15 protein-coding genes are annotated in these 16,972 nt (G+C 59.2%); 5 read left to right on the forward strand and 10 right to left on the reverse strand.

Going from position 1 to position 16,972, the window contains the following annotated elements; all coding sequences use genetic code 11:
* Positions 1 to 426 precede the first annotated feature (426 nt).
* The 9 genes from RYB09_RS24635 to RYB09_RS24675 all read right to left on the reverse strand — a co-directional run bounded on the left by RYB09_RS24635 (position 427) and on the right by RYB09_RS24675 (position 11,250).
* The gene (locus RYB09_RS24635) at positions 427 to 1,191 is read right to left on the reverse strand and encodes an ABC transporter ATP-binding protein (protein ID WP_002554833.1); all 765 of its coding nucleotides are present in this window, start codon (positions 1,189 to 1,191) and stop codon (positions 427 to 429) included.
* A gap of 9 nt (positions 1,192 to 1,200) precedes the next feature.
* On the reverse strand, positions 1,201 to 2,319 hold the full coding sequence (locus RYB09_RS24640) for a M14 family metallopeptidase (protein ID WP_316890616.1): 1,119 nt from the start codon (positions 2,317 to 2,319) through the stop codon (positions 1,201 to 1,203).
* Positions 2,320 to 2,331: 12 nt separating this feature from the next.
* Positions 2,332 to 3,042, reverse strand: a complete 711-nt coding sequence (locus RYB09_RS24645; protein ID WP_002554831.1) for an ABC transporter permease — start codon at positions 3,040 to 3,042, stop codon at positions 2,332 to 2,334.
* Positions 3,039 to 3,767, reverse strand: a complete 729-nt coding sequence (locus RYB09_RS24650; protein ID WP_122280426.1) for an ABC transporter permease — start codon at positions 3,765 to 3,767, stop codon at positions 3,039 to 3,041. The genes RYB09_RS24645 and RYB09_RS24650 overlap by 4 nt, the downstream gene beginning before the upstream one ends.
* Before the next feature lie 80 nt (positions 3,768 to 3,847).
* On the reverse strand, positions 3,848 to 4,630 hold the full coding sequence (locus tag RYB09_RS24655; protein ID WP_122280425.1) for a transporter substrate-binding domain-containing protein: 783 nt from the start codon (positions 4,628 to 4,630) through the stop codon (positions 3,848 to 3,850).
* Positions 4,631 to 4,973: 343 nt separating this feature from the next.
* Positions 4,974 to 6,677 (reverse strand): ATP-dependent DNA ligase, encoded by a 1,704-nt coding sequence (locus tag RYB09_RS24660; protein WP_316890621.1) that lies wholly within the window; start codon positions 6,675 to 6,677, stop codon positions 4,974 to 4,976.
* Positions 6,674 to 7,720, reverse strand: a complete 1,047-nt coding sequence (locus RYB09_RS24665) for a ligase-associated DNA damage response exonuclease (RefSeq protein ID WP_058401651.1) — start codon at positions 7,718 to 7,720, stop codon at positions 6,674 to 6,676. Before RYB09_RS24665 ends, RYB09_RS24660 begins: the two co-directional genes overlap by 4 nt.
* A 653-nt stretch (positions 7,721 to 8,373) precedes the next feature.
* A complete protein-coding gene (locus RYB09_RS24670) occupies positions 8,374 to 10,848 on the reverse strand; it encodes a penicillin acylase family protein (RefSeq protein WP_316890623.1) in 2,475 nt (824 codons plus the stop codon).
* 195 nt (positions 10,849 to 11,043) lie between these two features.
* Positions 11,044 to 11,250: an SEC-C metal-binding domain-containing protein gene (locus tag RYB09_RS24675; protein WP_002554826.1), complete on the reverse strand. Its 207-nt coding sequence runs from the start codon at positions 11,248 to 11,250 to the stop codon at positions 11,044 to 11,046.
* Positions 11,251 to 11,409: 159 nt separating this feature from the next.
* Here RYB09_RS24675 and RYB09_RS24680 point away from each other — a divergent pair, with 159 nt between their 5' ends.
* The 3 genes from RYB09_RS24680 to RYB09_RS24690 all read left to right on the forward strand — a co-directional run bounded on the left by RYB09_RS24680 (position 11,410) and on the right by RYB09_RS24690 (position 13,036).
* Positions 11,410 to 12,066: a LexA family protein gene (locus RYB09_RS24680; protein ID WP_054996890.1), complete on the forward strand. Its 657-nt coding sequence runs from the start codon at positions 11,410 to 11,412 to the stop codon at positions 12,064 to 12,066.
* Between the two features lie 128 nt (positions 12,067 to 12,194).
* Positions 12,195 to 12,443, forward strand: a complete 249-nt coding sequence (locus RYB09_RS24685; protein WP_316890626.1) for a DUF1654 domain-containing protein — start codon at positions 12,195 to 12,197, stop codon at positions 12,441 to 12,443.
* A 263-nt stretch (positions 12,444 to 12,706) separates the two neighbouring features.
* Complete coding sequence (locus RYB09_RS24690) at positions 12,707 to 13,036, forward strand: hypothetical protein (protein ID WP_005755519.1); 330 nt, start codon at positions 12,707 to 12,709, stop codon at positions 13,034 to 13,036.
* A gap of 9 nt (positions 13,037 to 13,045) precedes the next feature.
* On the opposite strand, the gene RYB09_RS24695 is transcribed toward RYB09_RS24690, so the two are convergent.
* Positions 13,046 to 13,537: an LEA type 2 family protein gene (locus RYB09_RS24695; protein WP_005743218.1), complete on the reverse strand. Its 492-nt coding sequence runs from the start codon at positions 13,535 to 13,537 to the stop codon at positions 13,046 to 13,048.
* Positions 13,538 to 13,651: 114 nt separating this feature from the next.
* Here RYB09_RS24695 and RYB09_RS24700 point away from each other — a divergent pair, with 114 nt between their 5' ends.
* Together RYB09_RS24700 and RYB09_RS24705 are read left to right on the forward strand one after the other, a co-directional pair.
* Entirely contained in the window at positions 13,652 to 14,215 is a 564-nt protein-coding gene (locus RYB09_RS24700; RefSeq protein WP_058401654.1) for a hypothetical protein, read from the forward strand.
* 111 nt (positions 14,216 to 14,326) lie between these two features.
* A complete protein-coding gene (locus RYB09_RS24705) occupies positions 14,327 to 16,762 on the forward strand; it encodes a TonB-dependent receptor (RefSeq protein WP_316890629.1) in 2,436 nt (811 codons plus the stop codon).
* Positions 16,763 to 16,972: the final 210 nt, after the last annotated feature.

Genomic DNA, 16,972 nt, shown 5'->3' on the forward strand with positions numbered 1-16,972 from the left:
TTTCCGGACGCTCCGCGTCCTCCTGGCGACGCAGAGCGTCGAGACCTGCATTCCCACGCTGGAGCGTGCGGAACGATGATCTCAATATCGTGCGTCGCTCCGCGTCGCATGCCTTTCCGGACGCTCCGCGTCCTCCTTGCGACGCAGAGCGTCGAGACCTGCATTCCCACGCTGGAGCATGCGGAACGATAATCTCAACCATCGTGCGTCGCTCCGCGTCGCATGCCTTTCCGGACGCTCCGCGTCCTCCTGGCGACGCAGAGCGTCGAGACCTGCATTCCCACGCTGGAGCGTGCGGAACGATAATCTCAACTATCGTGCGACGCAGAGCCTCTAGCACTGCATCCCCACGCTGGAGTGGGGGCGATAGTCGTGGATATTTCAGTTCCGGTTACCAGGCGTTTCCGGCTTCATACCCAAAAAGCGCTACTTCAGATTGCCACTCAAAAACTGCTGTAAGCGCTCGCTTTTCGGATTGTTGAGCACCTCGTCCGGGTGGCCGGATTCTTCGATCTGGCCTTGGTGCAGGAACACCACCTGGCTCGCAACCTTGCGGGCAAAGCCCATCTCGTGTGTCACCAGAATCATGGTCCGGCCTTCCTCGGCCAAGCCCTGAATGACCTTCAGCACTTCACCGACCAGCTCCGGGTCCAGTGCCGAGGTGGGTTCGTCGAACAGCATGATTTCCGGCTCCATTGCCAGCGCACGGGCAATGGCCACGCGCTGTTGCTGGCCGCCCGACAGGAACGCCGGGTACTGATCGGCGACACGCTCCGGCAGCCCGACCTTCTCCAGGTACTTACGCGCGCGGGCCTCGGCTTCGGCCTTTGGCACGCCCAGTACGCGGCGCGGCGCCATGGTGATGTTTTCCAGCACGGTCATGTGCGCCCACAGGTTGAAGTGCTGAAACACCATCGCCAGCCGCGTGCGGATGCGCTGCAGTTCGTCCGCGTCGGCAACGCGCATGCCGTCCTTATCGCTGACCATGCGTACTTGCTTGCCATCCAGGCTCATCGCCCCGTCATTGGGCTGTTCGAGAAAGTTGATGCAGCGCAGAAAGGTGCTCTTGCCGGAGCCACTGGCGCCGATCAGGCAGATCACGTCACCGCTGCTGGCCTTGAGCGATACGCCTTTGAGCACTTTGTTGTCGCCATAGCTTTTGTGCAGGCCATCGATGGTCAGTTTGTACATGACAGGTCCTCAAGGAGAAAGTAGATAGCCGCTGCGATAGGCCTGGGTGCCAGCGATGTGCGCAATGACCATGCCGGCAGTCGCCATGCGGCGCAGCGAGCGGGCGTACAGCAGGCCCGCGTTCAAGGCATGGATGCAGGCCACGGTGTCGCTGATCGGGTCGATGACCTCGGCAATCAGTTGGCCAGCCTCGACGTGTTCGCCGGGCATCGCGCAGAACACCAGCAGGCCGCCGACTGGCGTGGTCACCGGTTCGACCGCTGCCAATGGCGTAGCGGGATAGAGCAGTTCGGGCAGCGGCTGGAGTTCGCCGTCGATGATGCCTGCGTCGATCAGGTAATGAATGATGGCCTGACAGTCACGGCTGGCGAGGGCATGGTTTACATCGCCTTGCCCGCGCAACTCCAGTGTCACCGAGAAGCTGCCCATGGGGATCGGAAAGCGCTCACCGAAGCGTTGCTGCAATTGCCACCAGACCAGCGTGAAGCATTCGTCGAACGACTGGCCACCCGAGTCGGTCGCCAGCAGGCTGGCCTGCGCGCCCAGGTAGCGCGACAGCGGCTCGACTTTCGGCCAGGCTTCGGGCGTGGTGTACAGATGCTCGACCGATTCGAAATCACAGTGCAGGTCCAGCACCATGTTGGCATCGCAAGCCAGGCGCTGCAGGGTCAGGCGCAGCGATTGCAATTGGGTGTTTGCGGGTACGGCATCCAGCGCCGCTCTCAGGCTGTCCCGCACCAGTGCGACGTTGTGCTCTGCATCAGCAGTCAGCCGGGCTTCGATATCATCGCCGACCTGCGCGCCAAGGTCGCTGAACCAGCGATTGAAGTTCTGGCCGCTTTCCAGCTCGTAGCGGCCCAAAGGTGTGTCCATCAGGACCTGTTCCAGACCAATCGGGTTGGCGACCGGCACCACGACGACTTCACCCAGCAGGCGACCAGCACTTTCCAGTTCTGCCAGACGCTGCTTCAGGTACCAGGCAACCAGCATGCCCGGCAGTTCGTCCGCATGCAGCGAAGCCTGGATATAAACCTTGCCGGAACCGTTTTGCGGGCCGTAGTGAAAGCTGTGGACCTGCCGGGCAGTGCCTGGCACTGGCGACAGTAAGTCATGGGTGTGATGGTGCATGTTCAGTCCTGATTAATGGGCCGGGCCGAGAAAGGCCAGCCAGCGGCGTTCGGCAAGACGGAACAGCCCGACCAGAATGAACGTCACGGTCAGGTACATGACGGCGGCGATACCGAAGGACTGGAAGGTCATGAAGGTCGCAGAGTTGGCATCCCGCGCCACTTTCAATATGTCCGGCACCGTGGCGGTAAAGGCCACCGTGGTCGAGTGCAGCATCAGGATCACTTCATTGCTGTAGTACGGCAGCGACCGGCGCAGCACCGACGGCATGATCACGTAGGCGTAAAGCTTCCAGCCGGTCAGACCGTAGGCTTTGGCCGCTTCGACTTCGCCGTGGGCCATGCTGCGGATCGCGCCGGCAAAGATCTCTGTGGTGTACGCACAGGTGTTCAGGGTGAAGGCCAGGATTGTGCAGTTCATCGCATCGCGAAAAAACGCATCCAGCATCGGCTGTTCACGCACCGCAGCAATGCTGTAAATGCCGGTGTAGCAAATCAGCAACTGTATATAGAGGGGCGTGCCGCGAAACAGGTAGGTGTAGAACTGCACTGGCCAGCGTACCCAGCGGTTTTTCGACACCCGTGCAATCGACAGCGGGATCGACACGCAGAAGCCGATGGCGATAGAGGCGCTGAGCAGCCACATGGTCATGGCCAGCCCAGTGATATTTACGCCGTCTGTATAAAGGAAGGGTTTCCAGTATTCCTGTAACAATTCGATCATCGCTGTGCCTCCCGGCTGCCTGCGGCGTAGTGCCGTTCAGCCCAACGCAGGGCGAAGTTCGAGGCGCTGGTGATCAGCAGGTAGATCAATGCCGCCAACACCAGAAAGTAGAACAACTGATAGGTACTTTTGCCAGCGTCCTGCGAGGCCTTGACCAGATCAGCCAGGCCGATGATCGATACCAGCGCGGTGGCCTTGAGCAGCACCTGCCAGTTATTGCCGATCCCCGGCAGTGCGTAACGCATCATTTGCGGGAACACAACGTAGCGAAATCGCTGGCCGCGTTTCAGTCCATAGGCCGTCGCTGCTTCCACCTGACCGCGAGGCACGGACAGAATCGCGCCGCGAAACGTCTCGGTGAAATATGCCCCATAAATGAAGCCCAAAGTGATGACACCCGCGCCAAACGGGTTGATCTCGATGTATTCCCATTCCATCGCGTCGGTGAGCATGGTCAGCCATGTTTGCAGGCTGTAGAAAATCAACAGCATCAACACCAGATCCGGGATACCGCGGATCAGTGTTGTATAAATTTGTGCCGGCACGCGCAGCAGCGCCGAGCTCGACAGTTTGGCGCTTGCCCCGATCAGTCCGAGCAGAATGCTCAGAGCAAGCGACAGCACAGCCAGTTTGACGGTCATCCAGGTGCCTTCCAGCAACAGCGGGCCAAAGCCCTTCAGGCTGAATGCCGAGAGTCCCAGGTTTTGCATGAGTGCATCGAGCATGGATAGGCCTTGCTTTCAAAAACAGAGACGCCCATCGATCGGGCGGCGAATCATCGCCGAAATCGATGGGCGTCGGGGTGTTATTTGCCGCTGTACAGGTTCAGGTCGCCAAAATGCTTTTTCTGGATTTCGGCGTAGGTGCCGTCGTCGTGCATCGCCTTGATGCCTTTATCCAGCAGCGCTTTCAGCTCCTTGTTGCCCTTGGCGATGCCGATGGCGGTTTTGGCTGGCAGCAATTCGCTGTCGATAGGCTTGCTGACTTCGTAATCAGCACCGGCTGGCGATTTCAGGAAACCCAGTTCGGCTTGCAGCATGTCCTGGATCGAAGCGTCCAGACGACCGGAAGTCAGGTCGGCGTAAACCTGATCCTGGTTGGCGTAGGCCTTGGTGGATACACCGGCCTTGTCCAGTACGGCCTTGGCGTAGGCTTCCTGGATAGTGCCTTGCTCATAGCCCACAGTCTTGCCTTTCAGGCTGGCCGAGTCGGCGGTAAAGCCTGCACCTTTCTTGAACACCAGCGAGGTCGGGCCGGAAAACAATTCGTTGGAGAAGTCGATGACTTTTTCGCGAGCAGGGGTCACGGTCATCGAGGAAATCACGCCGTCGAATTTGCGTGCCTTGAGGCCGGGGATCATGCCGTCGAAATCGCTTTCAACCCATTTGCAGGTGACTTTCAGCTCTTTGCAGATCGCGTTGCCCAGGTCGATATCGAAGCCGACCAGGCTGCCGTCGGCGGCTTTGGATTCAAACGGTGCGTAAGATGGATCGACGCCGAAGCGCAGTTCCTTGTATTCCTTGGCCATGGTGTTACCGGCGGAGATGCACAGAGCCAGTGCAGAAAGAGTCAGCCATGCTTTTTTCATTGTTCAGTCCTTAAAACCTTAAATGGGGCGTTGGGAATACGCGAAGCGTGCTACCGGCAAGTGCCAGACAGGCATTGGTTAGCAATTTCCGAACCAGAGGAACGAACGTGCGTTTGAAATATAAGGGGTTGTCGCTATTTCATATAAACGGCTGGCAATAGGCCGCCCATGCGCGCTTACAGGGCTGGTGTTCATCGCCCGGTCCGACACAAGATGCTTGTTCAGGTAAGAAAGAGCGGAAGATTGGTAACGAATCGGGAAGTTTCCTGCATGGAGACGGGATGATTCGTTCGTCGGTGTTTCAAAAAGGTGCACGGCATTTCTCGTGCGCCTTTTTGGTGCTCTAGTTCAGCAGGTCCTGTAATGACGCCAGGCTGTCGGCTTCGGCCACCGGCTTGTCCTGCCGCCAGCGCAACATACGCGGGAAGCGCACCGCAATGCCGCTCTTGTGGCGCTTTGACAAGGCGATGCCTTCAAAGCCCAGTTCGAATACCAGCGTCGGCGTGACGCTGCTCACCGGGCCGAATTTTTCCACGGTGGTTTTACGAACGATGGCGTCGACCTTACGCATTTCCTCGTCGGTCAGCCCTGAGTAGGCTTTGGCGAATGGCACCAGCGTGCGCTCACTGGCGTCGGGCGGGCCGTCCCACACCGCAAAGGTGTAGTCGCTGTACAGACTGGCACGTCGGCCGTGGCCGCGTTGTGCGTAGATCAGCACGGCATCGACGCTGAACGGGTCGATTTTCCATTTCCACCACACGCCCATGTCCTTGGTGCGACCGACGCCGTACAGCGAGTCGCGGGCCTTGAGCATCATGCCCTCGACGCCCAGGCTGCGAGAGGCTTCACGTTGAGTCGCCAGATCAAGCCAATCCTTGCCGGTGAGTACCGGGGAGGGCATCAACACCTCGCTCTGGACGCTTTCGATCAAGGTTTCCAGTTGTGTGCGACGTTCATGTTGCGGTCGGCCGCGCCAGTCATCGCCTTGCCATTCAAGCAGGTCATAGGCCAGCACCACCACGGGAACGTCAGCGAGAATTTTCTTGCCGAGGGTCTTGCGGCCAATCCTTTGTTGCAGCAGGGCGAAGGGCTGAACCGAAGGTAACGACGCGGTGGCATCACCGTTCAACGCAAATTCAGCGCCGCTATCGGGGCTCGGCTCGGGGGCTTTCCAGACGACGATTTCGCCGTCGATCACCGTGCCGTCGGGCAGGCACTGCGCCAGGCTGTGCAGCTCGGGAAACCGGTCGGTGACCAGCTCTTCGCCACGCGACCAGATCCACAAGCGTCCGTCACGTTTGACCAGTTGTGCGCGAATACCGTCCCACTTCCATTCCACCTGCCAGTTCTCGGCCGCCCCGAGCAACCCCTCGAACTGATCGGCGGGCTGTTGCAGGGAATGGGCAAGAAAAAACGGGTAGGGCTGACCGCCACGTTGTGCGTGCTCGTCTTCGGATTCGGGGGCGATCAGTTTCAGGTAGCGCTCGGCGCTCGGCCGATGCGACAGGTCGGTATAGCCAACCAGTCGTTGGGCGACGCGCTTGCTGTCGATATCGGCCAGCGCAGCCAGTGCGCGCGTCACCAGCAGTTTCGACACGCCGACCCGGAAACTGCCGGTGATCAGCTTTATACAGACCATCAGGCTGCTGCGGTCCAGTTGCGACCAGAACATCGGCAGGCGTGCTGCCAGCTCTTCGGGCGGCAGGCCGCGTAACGGCAGCAATTTTTCCTCCATCCAGGTGGCCAGGCCCTCGTCATTGCTGTGATCGGCCTGGGGCAGTAACAACGACAGGGTCTCTGCCAGGTCGCCGACCGCCTGATAGCTTTCTTCGAACAGCCACTCCGGCAGATTCGCCAGAGTCATTGCCTGTTCGCGCAACACGCGGGTCGGCACCAATTGCCTGGGGCGTCCACCGGACAGGAAGTACACGGCCCAGGCAGCATCCTCTGCAGCCGCTTTCTCGAAATAGTCACGCATCGCGGCAAGTTTGGCGTTGCTCGATGTGGTTGCGTCCAGCTGTGCGTAGAGTTCCGCGAAGGCTTTCATGACTGAGCCGCCCCCGCAGTTGCTGCCTCAGGCTCTGCCGTCGCCGGATTGCTGTCTTCTTCATCGCCGTATTCGGTGCTGAAGCCTTGCGCATCCAGACCCAGTTCGCGCAGATAACGCACCAGTATGCCGACCGAACCGTGGGTGACCATGACCCGCTCGGCACCAGTCTGTTCGATGGCCCACAGCAAGCCGGGCCAGTCGGCGTGATCGGACAGCACGAAACCGCGATCTACACCGCGCCGACGTCGCGTGCCGCGCAGCATCATCCAGCCGCTGGCAAAGGCATCGCTGTATTCGCCGAAGCGCTTCATCCAACTGCTGCCACCGGCCGAGGGCGGGGCGAGAATCAACGCCTGGCGCAGGGCCGGATCAGTCTTTTTGAAGTCGCCAGCGTATTGGGTTTCCGGAATACGAATGCCGCCTTCGCGGTAGACCCGGTTCAACGGCTCGACAGCGCCATGCACCAGAATCGGCCCGATCTGCGAATCAATACCATGCAGAATGCGTTGCGCCTTGCCGAACGAGTAGGCGAACAGCACGCTGGCCTTGCCCTGAGCCGCATTGCCACGCCACCACTGGTTGATGCCTTCAAAAATCTGCGACTGCGGTGCCCAGCGATAGATCGGCAGGCCGAAGGTCGATTCGGTAATAAAGGTGTGACAGCGCACCGGTTCGAACGCCGCGCAGGTGCCGTCGGGTTCGACTTTGTAATCCCCGGAAGCCACCCAGACTTCGCCTTGGTACTCCAGCCGCACCTGCGCCGACCCCAGCACATGCCCAGCCGGGTGCAGGCTGAGTTTTACCCCGTGATGGGTGATGGTTTCGCCGTATTCCAGGGTCTGCAGGTTGATGTCCTGGCCAAGGCGCGAACGCAGAATGCCCTCGCCACTTGCCGCCGACAGATAATGCTGATTGCCGGTACGGGCGTGGTCGCCATGCGCATGGGTAATGACGGCCCGTTCGACCGGGCGCCACGGGTCGATATAGAAATCACCGGGTGGGCAGTACAAACCTTCGGGACGAGCAACGACAAGATCCATGAGGCAACCGTATGGATGGGCTTGTTAGCTATGAGCCGGGGCAGGGCGGGAAGTTCGGGGAGTTTGCGTGAGGGCTGCGTAGCGTGAGGTGCGATAAATGTCCAAAAGAACACTATCGTGCATAAAAGCGCTTTTTTGTCGTGATGGCACAGACGACGCAGAGTGCGACGTAAGTGACGGCTGAGTCCTGGCGCTGATCCGGGGTAGCCTGGCAGGACGCCAGGCTACCCGCACCGGGCCATGGATGGCCCGTTGCGGCGACCCCCGGATCAGTGTCCGGGCGAAGGAACCCGACGAAGTCGGGCCGGAAACAGGAGCGAGGGGATTTGCCTACTTTGGCCCCATCAAAGTAGGTCGCCGAGGGGCGAAAAGGTGACTCAAGTCGAGCCTGAATCTCACTGAATCGCAGAACGGTGTGACGCGGAGCGTCACGAAATGCATTACCACGCGGAGCGTGGGAACGATAGGCGTTCGGGAGCCTGCTCCGCGTGGGTATATGCCTGTTGGAGCTTGGGAACGGGCGTTCGGGAGCCTGCTCCGCGTAGGTATGCTCGCTGGAGCATTCGGAACGATAGGCGTTCGGGAGAACACTATCGTGCCCATGCTCCGCGTGGGTATGCCGTTCTGGACGCCCCGCGTCCGGTTTTCGGCGCTTACTTGCCCGGCGTGAGTGTCAGGCGTTGCTTGCCGTAGCCTTTTTCATAGTTCTGCTGTTGCAGCGGGATCGACATGTATTGACCTTTCTGCCACGGCTCGATGCTGTTGGCATAAAACGGGCTGGCCGGGTTGCCGGACTGGCCGGTGCTGATCAGGCCGGTCATGGGCTCGACAAGGCTGAAGTCGACAATCATGCGCAGGCCGGGGGCCAAGTGTGTATCGAAGCTTTTACCCCACTCGAAACCGGACACGTTCAGCGTGCTGTGGTCACCACCTGCCGGAGACGCACCGCGATTGAACTCGCCGCCACCCAACTGTTTGGCGAGCGGGCTGGTCGAGGTCCAGTTGTCGCGGTGCAGCTTGCCCCATTGCCAGGCCTTGTGATCGCTGCCCAACAGGCTGTCGCCGCTGGTGACAGCAGCCGCCAGACTGCGCGCCAGGATGGCTGGCTTGTCTTCTTTCTGCGGGGTTTTGACGTCATCCCAGTACGGGCTGTCATCACGGCCCAGCAAATGGTCGGCTTGCGGCGAATACGACGAGCTGGCGTTGGCCACCAGCGCCTGCCAGGCAGGACTGGTTTCCGGGCCTAGCTCATCAAGGAAAATCTGCTTGGCGCTTTCCTGCAGAAACAGCTCGTACAGCGCAGCGTCAGCCGACGTTGCGCTGAGCTTGCCATCGAATGCCATCAGGCGCGTGAACGCTTCGCGGGCCTTGTTACGATCCGCTTCCGGCAGGGCGTCGATGGCCTGCTTTAGCGGCTTGCTCATGCCCGGTGCCTGGAACATGGTCTTGAGTTTGGCCGCGAATGTCGTGGTCTGGTCGTACTGCATGGCGATGGTGCTGCGCAGGTCCTGCTTGCCGCTGTTGGCCAGCTCGGCGATCCGCTCGGCACGCTCCGGGTAGCCCCACGAGTTGGAAAGCTGCATGCCATAGCCTTTCGGAATCGTGCGCTGGTTAGCCGCCGCTAGCCAGCCCTGACGCGGGTCCTGGTCGTAAGGATGGAGCATCGAGTCGGCGAAACCGTCCCAGTCGTATTTGCCATCCCAGCCCGGCGAAGGCAGCAGGCCCTGGCCTTCACGGCGGTTCGGGAAACGGCCGGTGACCTGCCAGCCAATGTTCGAGGCATCGGCGAAAATCATGTTCAGGGTAATCGCACGAATCTCGCGGCTGGTGTCGAAGGCCTTCTCGACGTTAGGTGCGCGGGACAGATCAAAGAATGCGTCCAGGCTCTTGTCGTCCTTGAAGTTCGGTACTTGCAGCGCCAGGCTCAAGCCATTGTCCGGTGGCGTTGCAGATGCGTTGAGCAGCGCGCCGTGGCGGGTTTCGTATACGGTTTCGCGAAGCGCGCTACCACCCTTGACCAGAAAGGTCTCCTGATGGGCAGTAGCGGGCAGCCATTTGCCGTCAGCCATATAAGACACGCGGTTGCCTTCGCGCTTGATCTTCTCCAGAAACAGGTCCTGGTTGTCGCCCTTGACGTTGCTCATGCTCCACGCCAGCTTGCCGTTGAAACCGCTCAGGACCAGCGGCAAGCCTGCGATGGAAACACCGGACACCTGATATTTCGGCGCTCGGATCTGCACGAAGCTCCAGGCGGAGTTGAGCCCGGCAGGCAGTTGCATGTCGCTGGCCAGCAGGCTCTTGCCGCTTCGGCTGCGTTGCGGCGCGATGGCCCAGTTGCTGGAGGCTGCAACGCCAAGCATGTTCAGGTCCGAGAGCTGCAAGGCGATCTTGTTCAGGTCGCTCAGGCCGTTGACCTGATTATTCAGGTTCAGGCCCTTGAGCTTGTCGGCTTCGGCAAATGGCAGTTCTTCGTCAGGGTAGGTCGGCAGCAGCCAGGCAAGTTTGTCTGCCCCGACTTTCTGCGCCAGCACCAGCGCCGAAAGCTCTTCCTGCAGGTTCACCGACAGGCTGAAATTGAGCAGGCTGAAGATCAGCGCCGAGTCTTCCGGTTTCCAGTACTCCGGCTTGTAGCCCGAATTGGCGACATCGGCCGGCAGCTTGTCGCGGTAGCGGAACAGGTAAGCGTTAACGCCGCGCGCATAGACGTCGAAGAAGCGCTTCAAGCGAGGCGAGGCGGCGTTATACAGGTCGCTGGCGTTTTGCTTGAGGTTGACCGAGCGCATCAAACGGTCGACTTCCAGCGCGTCCGCCCCGGCCATTTCCGACAAACGGCCCTGCGCCAGCAGGCGCATGCCGAGCATCTGACCGATGCGGTCACCGGCATGGATGTATCCGAGGGTGAACAGCGCATCGTGATACGTGCTGCTTTCAATCAGCGGCATGCCCATGTTGTTGCGGCGCACGGAAACGTTTTGCGCCAGCCCTTTGAGCGGGAACGTCCCGGAAGCAGGCAGTACGGTCTCTGGATCACCGCCGCCCAACTGGCAGCCGGCAAGGCTCAGGAAACTCGCCGCAGCGACGGCAGCGCCGAATCGGGGTAGAAAATGACGAAGGGCTGGCGAGGCCATGGGCAAGCTCCTGGAGGGGTAACGTACAAAAGTCGCTACGTTAGAGAGCAGGCCGTCAGCGCGCAAGCGGGGAGGGCGAGTTTATTTCAGGATTTTGCAGAAGCTTGCCACACGCCTCTCGCTCCACTGCGTGTGAAGACGCGCGCAAATGAAAACGGCCTGCTCATGCAGGCCGTCAGAAGAACGCTCAACGCTTTAAGCGCCGTGGCATTTCTTGAATTTCTTGTCGCTGCCGCACGGGCAAGGGTCGTTGCGACCTACATCTTTCAGGGTGTTGCGCACCGGTTCCTGGTGGGCATGCCCGCAGTTCGGACCGTGCACGTGGCCATGCTGGTGGTCGTGATGATCGTGATCATGGTCGTGGTTGCAATCGGGGCCATGAACATGGGCTTGCTGGTTCATCGGTTTTACTCCGCAAATAAATCTGGCGCGCATTATCCAGCAAATCGGGACGAAGCAGTATCGACATATTTCGATTCACATATCACTGCAAATTTAAGTATGCTTATTTTTTCGGGCGTTTTTCAGCGTCTTTGTATTTTCATGCGCAGAGCCAACGTTATGACCCGACAAGAGCGTATCGCCAGGGCAATTGCCGCCAGCGGCATGAAGAAAGGGGAAATTGCCGCACAGTGCGGCGTTGCCAATTCTGCCGTCACCCAATGGATCAGTGGCGAAAGCAAAAGCCTGCGGCCGGAAAACCTCTATGCACTGGCGCGGGCCACGGGCTTTCGTGCCGAGTGGCTGGCGATTGGCGAAGGGCCTGAAAAGGACGCCCCCTTTGACGCCAACGTTGCCCTGATCGATCAGCCGAACATGTCCTTTCGTTATCCGGTAATCAGCTGGGTGTCGGCAGGTTCCTGGGAGGAAGCCGTCGAGCCTTACCCCGACGGTTTTTCCGATCGCTATGAAATCTCCGATTACGACTCCAAGGGCCCGGCGTTCTGGCTGGAGGTCAAGGGTGACTCGATGACTGCACCCACTGGCGTCAGCGTGCCAGAGGGGATGATGATTCTGGTTGATACAGAAGCCGATGTGCAGCCCGGCAAGCTCGTGATCGCCAAGCTGCCCGCCAGCAACGAGGCGACCTTCAAGAAGCTGGTCGAGGACGGCGGCACGCGCTACCTGAAGCCCTTGAATCCTGCGTACAAAATGATCGAGTGCGGTGCCGACTGTCGCATCATTGGTGTAGCTGTGAGAATGACCGCCAGGCTATGAGCCTTGTTTTACAAGGCTTGCGGACGTTATCCGTCGCGACGTGAGACGGGGCGCGTCCTACGAAGTGCTTGCGCAGGTCTTGCAGCTGGAATACTGTATTTATATACAGTTATCTCCGGGAGGCAGTCATGACTGGCACTCGTAATGGGCCGACAGGTGCGTCGTCTTATGAACAGATCGGCAAGCGCATTCAACGGCTGGTATCTGCGCCGAATGTTCAGAAGATCCAGTGGGTCATCGTAGCCCGACGCGACGATGAGCCTGTGGACAGCTGGAACGTGGTGCTCCGGGAAATCGAAGAAACCGAAGGGATCGAGGTCGACCGTCAGCCAGACGGTTCGGTAAGGATCGGCTGGCAGCGCTATATCGATATCTGAGCCTTTATACGGTGCTCCGCAAGATTTGATGGCAAACGTTCCACTTTATTTTTAAGCATGCTTAATTTTTTGGTTTCGGCTTCAAATACCGCCGTCGTATCGACCCGCAATACGCGCAAGGAAGCGATAAAGGGCAGGGCGGGCCCGAACGTCAACCAGGATGACCCTCATCAACCCGTTCCCTGCCATTCGAATGGCAGGCTCTCAGCGTCTGAATTTCTGTGTTCGTGAACGGCTGTATCTCTTGAGCGGAGTCAGGTCCGATGGATATCTTGAATGGTTTGGCAGACAGAGGCGAATGGCTGGTCGCCGGTCTGGTGGGTGCAATCATCTCTGGCTGGTGGCATAAGGCAGGCTTGCTCGACTGGCGTGCCTGGCTGGTTTTTCTGGTCACCGGCGTGGCCTGTGCGGTGTTTCTCACCGGCATCGCCAGTGATTATCTTGGCGTGGCGGACCCTCGCAACACCACCGGCGTGGGCTTTCTGTTGGGCTCGTTTGGTGGCGCGTTGATCAGCGCAATCAATCGGGCATTGTGGGCGGCGGATATCTGGAAGTTTCTGCTGGAGCTGATCAAGGGCAAGCTGGGCGGTTAGGCCACGTGATTATTTGCGTTGAATCAGCTCATCTGGTGCCACGTCGCCGGTTTTGCCGATCCGCACGTTGTGCCTGAACAGCATTCCGGTCTTGAGCTTGCCTTCAAGCCGGTAATGGATCAGCTCATCAGGTTTTTTCAGCAGTTGAGCGATGTATTTCGCGTAACGCCACAGGTTGGTACGAACAGGCACCACAAAGGTTTTCCGGCTATGCGCATCGACGAAAAACCAATCACTGAATTGGTCGTCAGCGAGCACAACGTCATTAAGCGAGATCTTATAGTTCAGGCCGCGTACGAACAGGTCCGAGTCGTTGGGGTTATCGACCTCGAAATACAGTTTGAAATCCTGTTGTGTCAGCCTTGCCTTGACCACCTGGACTTTGAGCAAATGCACTTCCGGATCCTGCACGCTGTCAAAGCTCAGTAACGAGCATCCGCTGAGACCGAACATGACCAGCGCGAGGCTTATGATTCTTGTAATGTGCGCCTGAAAAAACATGGATGTGCTCCGTTTGACGCCTGAGTCTAACAACTCGACGGTCAAGGGTAACGCGCTTGTTGCGCTGTCTGATGCTACGCCATACTTTTTATTGACGTGCTTACCGGTGTCTCCATGAATGTCTACGAAATTGTCTTCAGTGCCGAATTGGTCGCCGGAGCCCAGCCCGAGAAGGTCAGGGCCAACCTTGGCAAGCTGTTCAATGCCGACGCCGAGCGTCTGGAGCTTCTGTTCTCCGGGCGCCGACTGGTCCTGAAAAACAATCTCGATGCGGCAACCGCTGAAAAATACCGCGCTACGCTGGAGCGGGCAGGCGCACGGGTCCATGTGCTGGAAATGAATACGCCGCTGCCCATGGAAGAGGTCGAACTGGCTCCGCCGCCCGACGCACCGACCTGGTTGCGTAAATCTCCGGCTGGCCCGCAGTCGGGTACGGGCCGTCTGCAGATCAAACCGCGTGACGCGTATATGGCTGCTTTCGAAAATGTCGATGCGCCGGACTATTCGGTGGCCGAAGCGGGGGCCGACCTGTCGCCCGCCAAACCTCAGCCCGCAGCGCCACTGCTGGATCTTTCCCGGTTGAGCCTGGCACCGGTGGGCAGCGACATGGGGCAGGCCGAAAGGCCCGAGTCGCAGGCGGCTCCCGATACTTCTCACCTGAAGGTCATTCCGGAGTAATGCTGCGGGCCAACTGAATCCTGAAACGGAATTATTTTCAATCAGCTCTGTTACTTTCGAACTTTCGCTCGGCTAACAGGCATTGAGAAATATTCCATCAGGAGTTGCCCGATGTCCCGTTCGTTAGACACCCTTCTGCGTCCCAGTCTGTTGGCCGTGGCGATTGCCCTGTGCACGCCGCTGGCCAGCCCGCTGCTGATGGCCGCGCAGCAGGCCAGCGTGGTTGCCTATGACCTGCCTGCAGGCCCCTTGGCGACCACGCTGAACCAGATTTCCAGCCAGGGTGGTCTGGCATTGAGCCTCGATCCTGCGCTGGTTGCTGGCAAAACAAGCCCAGCGGTGAAGGGGGATTTCGACGCGGCGACAGCCTTGCGTGAGGCGTTGCGTGGCAGCGGCCTGCAACTGGTGCAGAGCAGCGCCGGGACCTACACGCTGATGGTCATGGAGCAGAACGCCTTGAACCTGTCGGACGTGAACATCAACGCCAACAGCGCGCCCGCCGAAGGCTCGGAAGCTGCAGGTTATCGCAGCGAGAACATCAGCAGCGTCGGTGCACTGGGCGGCATGAAACTGCAGGACGCGCCGTACTCCATCAGTGTGACGCCTCAGGCTCTACTGAAAAACATTCAGGCCACCTCGCTCGACGATGTCATCAAGCACAACCCGTTCACCCAGATGTACTCGCCGACCAGCGCCGGTTATGCCAGCGCCGTCAACATTCGTGGTTTCAGCAGCTCGGGCAGCCTGAACATCGCCAATGACGGCTTGCGCTTTACCAATGGTGCTGATGGCAGCAACTACATTGAAGAGATGGAACAGCTGGAAGTCATCACCGGTCTGACCGGTTTCCTGTATGGCCCGGCCTCGCCGGGCGGGCTGGTCAACTACGTCATCAAGCGCCCTACTTACGAACGCTATAACAGTGTCACGCTGGGCAATGCCGGTGGCGAGAACTACTACCTGCATGGCGATTTCGGCGGGCCGATCGACAGCGAAGGCAAGTTTGCCTATCGCCTGAACGTGTTGACTCAGGATGGCGAAACCGCTGTCGACATGAACAAGCGTCGTCGCGAAATGATTTCCCTGGCGCTGGACTGGAACGTCTCCGACGACCTGCTGGTGCAGTTCGACGCTTCACACAAAAAGACCGAAATCCGCGGTCTGACCAGCTATTGGTACTTTGGTGACCAGTCGTTACGCCCAAGCGCAGCCTCGCTGGACAACGACAAACTCTACAGCCAGAAGTGGTCGTTTTCCGATTATGAATCCGACAAGGCGGGCGTACGCGCCAAATGGCGCTTGAACGATACATTCACCTTGCGCGCGGCCTTTGCAGCCCAGCAGTACACTTCGGAAAACACCTATACCGGGCCGACTGTTTACAGCGCGGGTCTGTATTCGCAGCCGTTGTACGCCTTCGCACCGATCGAAACCGAAGAAAAGACCGGCTCGCTGTTTCTGGATGCAGCATTCGATACCGGTTTTCTCGGCCACAAAGTCACGATGGGGTACCAGGGCAACACATCTCGCCAGAAGCAGTACGAAGACCACATCCCGTACACGCCTGGTCAGCCGGGTCCGCAATACACCTCGCCAGTCGGCACGATACCGCTCGACCAGACACCTCAGGTCGGCAAACCGTCGTACTCGATTGGCCACGGCAACCAGCGTCTGGCCAATAGCTCGGAGAGCAACAACTTCCTGATCGGCGACATCATCACCTTCAACGAGCAATGGTCGGCGATTCTTGGCGTGACCAACACGCAGATCAAGACTTACGCCAACGAGTTCGTTTACGCCAAGGCCTTCGGCTCCGCAGAGACCGAGACCAAATACAACGAAAGCAAAACCTCGCCGAACATCTCGCTGGTCTACAAGCCACTGCCGTGGCTGACCACTTACGCCACCTATATAGAAGGTCTGCAATCCGGCGGTGTCGCCCCGAGCGGCGCAGCCAATGCCGGCCAGGCATTCGCACCGGAAGTCAGCGAGCAATATGAAATCGGTGCCAAGGCGACGTTGGGTGAAACCCTGTTGACCCTGGCGCTGTTCAACATCGAGAAGCCCAACGGCTACACCACCGCCTCGAATATTTACGTGGTGGACGGACGTCAGGAAAACAACGGCCTGGAGTTCAGCGTGACCGGCAAGGTCGTTCCGGAGCTGACACTGGTCGGCGGCTTTACCTTGCTGGACCCGAAGATCAAGAAAACCGGCATTGCCGCGGATGAAGGCAACGCACCGACCAACGTCGCCAAGCAACTGGCCAAGGTCTATGCCGAATACGACATCAACCCGGTGCCTGGGCTGGCAGTAACCGGTGGCGCGTTTTATACCGGCAAGCAATACACCGACCAAAGCAACGAAAACGACCTGCCGTCCTTTACCACCTTCGACGCCGGAGCCCGCTATCGCATGCGCGTCTCGGAAAACGACCTGACCCTGCGGGTCAACGTCAGCAACCTGGCCAACAAGGAATACTGGCTCAACAGCAGCTACCTGGGCGACCCGCGTACTGTAGCGTTCTCGGCGCAGCTGGAGTTCTAGGTCGACTTGTGTCCACCGGAGCGTGACCATGACTATCGTGCGACGCTCCGCGTCGTCATGCCGTTCTGGACGCTCTGCGTCCGGTCTTGACTGTGCGGTGCGGCGCAGATCTGTGACGCGGAGCGTCACGCACGGCATTCCCACGCTGGAGTGGTATGACCCCCGAAGGTTGGACGCAACCTTTGGAGGCGTCATGGGTAAATATACAGA

Source organism: Pseudomonas syringae group sp. J254-4 (assembly GCF_032586855.1).
In the GTDB taxonomy this organism is placed as follows: Bacteria; Pseudomonadota; Gammaproteobacteria; order Pseudomonadales; family Pseudomonadaceae; genus Aquipseudomonas; species Aquipseudomonas amygdali.

Coding starts and splice junctions, on each gene's coding strand:
- RYB09_RS24655 (WP_122280425.1), bottom strand. CDS start 4,630: ATGAAAAAAGCATGGCTGACTCTTTCTGCACTGGCTCTGTGCATCTCC.
- RYB09_RS24700 (WP_058401654.1), top strand. CDS start 13,652: ATGAATGTCTACGAAATTGTCTTCAGTGCCGAATTGGTCGCCGGAGCC.
- RYB09_RS24675 (WP_002554826.1), bottom strand. CDS start 11,250: ATGAACCAGCAAGCCCATGTTCATGGCCCCGATTGCAACCACGACCAT.
- RYB09_RS24635 (WP_002554833.1), bottom strand. CDS start 1,191: ATGTACAAACTGACCATCGATGGCCTGCACAAAAGCTATGGCGACAAC.
- RYB09_RS24695 (WP_005743218.1), bottom strand. CDS start 13,537: ATGTTTTTTCAGGCGCACATTACAAGAATCATAAGCCTCGCGCTGGTC.
- RYB09_RS24665 (WP_058401651.1), bottom strand. CDS start 7,720: ATGGATCTTGTCGTTGCTCGTCCCGAAGGTTTGTACTGCCCACCCGGT.
- RYB09_RS24705 (WP_316890629.1), top strand. CDS start 14,327: ATGTCCCGTTCGTTAGACACCCTTCTGCGTCCCAGTCTGTTGGCCGTG.
- RYB09_RS24690 (WP_005755519.1), top strand. CDS start 12,707: ATGGATATCTTGAATGGTTTGGCAGACAGAGGCGAATGGCTGGTCGCC.
- RYB09_RS24660 (WP_316890621.1), bottom strand. CDS start 6,677: ATGAAAGCCTTCGCGGAACTCTACGCACAGCTGGACGCAACCACATCG.
- RYB09_RS24645 (WP_002554831.1), bottom strand. CDS start 3,042: ATGATCGAATTGTTACAGGAATACTGGAAACCCTTCCTTTATACAGAC.
- RYB09_RS24680 (WP_054996890.1), top strand. CDS start 11,410: ATGACCCGACAAGAGCGTATCGCCAGGGCAATTGCCGCCAGCGGCATG.
- RYB09_RS24650 (WP_122280426.1), bottom strand. CDS start 3,767: ATGCTCGATGCACTCATGCAAAACCTGGGACTCTCGGCATTCAGCCTG.
- RYB09_RS24670 (WP_316890623.1), bottom strand. CDS start 10,848: ATGGCCTCGCCAGCCCTTCGTCATTTTCTACCCCGATTCGGCGCTGCC.
- RYB09_RS24640 (WP_316890616.1), bottom strand. CDS start 2,319: ATGCACCATCACACCCATGACTTACTGTCGCCAGTGCCAGGCACTGCC.
- RYB09_RS24685 (WP_316890626.1), top strand. CDS start 12,195: ATGACTGGCACTCGTAATGGGCCGACAGGTGCGTCGTCTTATGAACAG.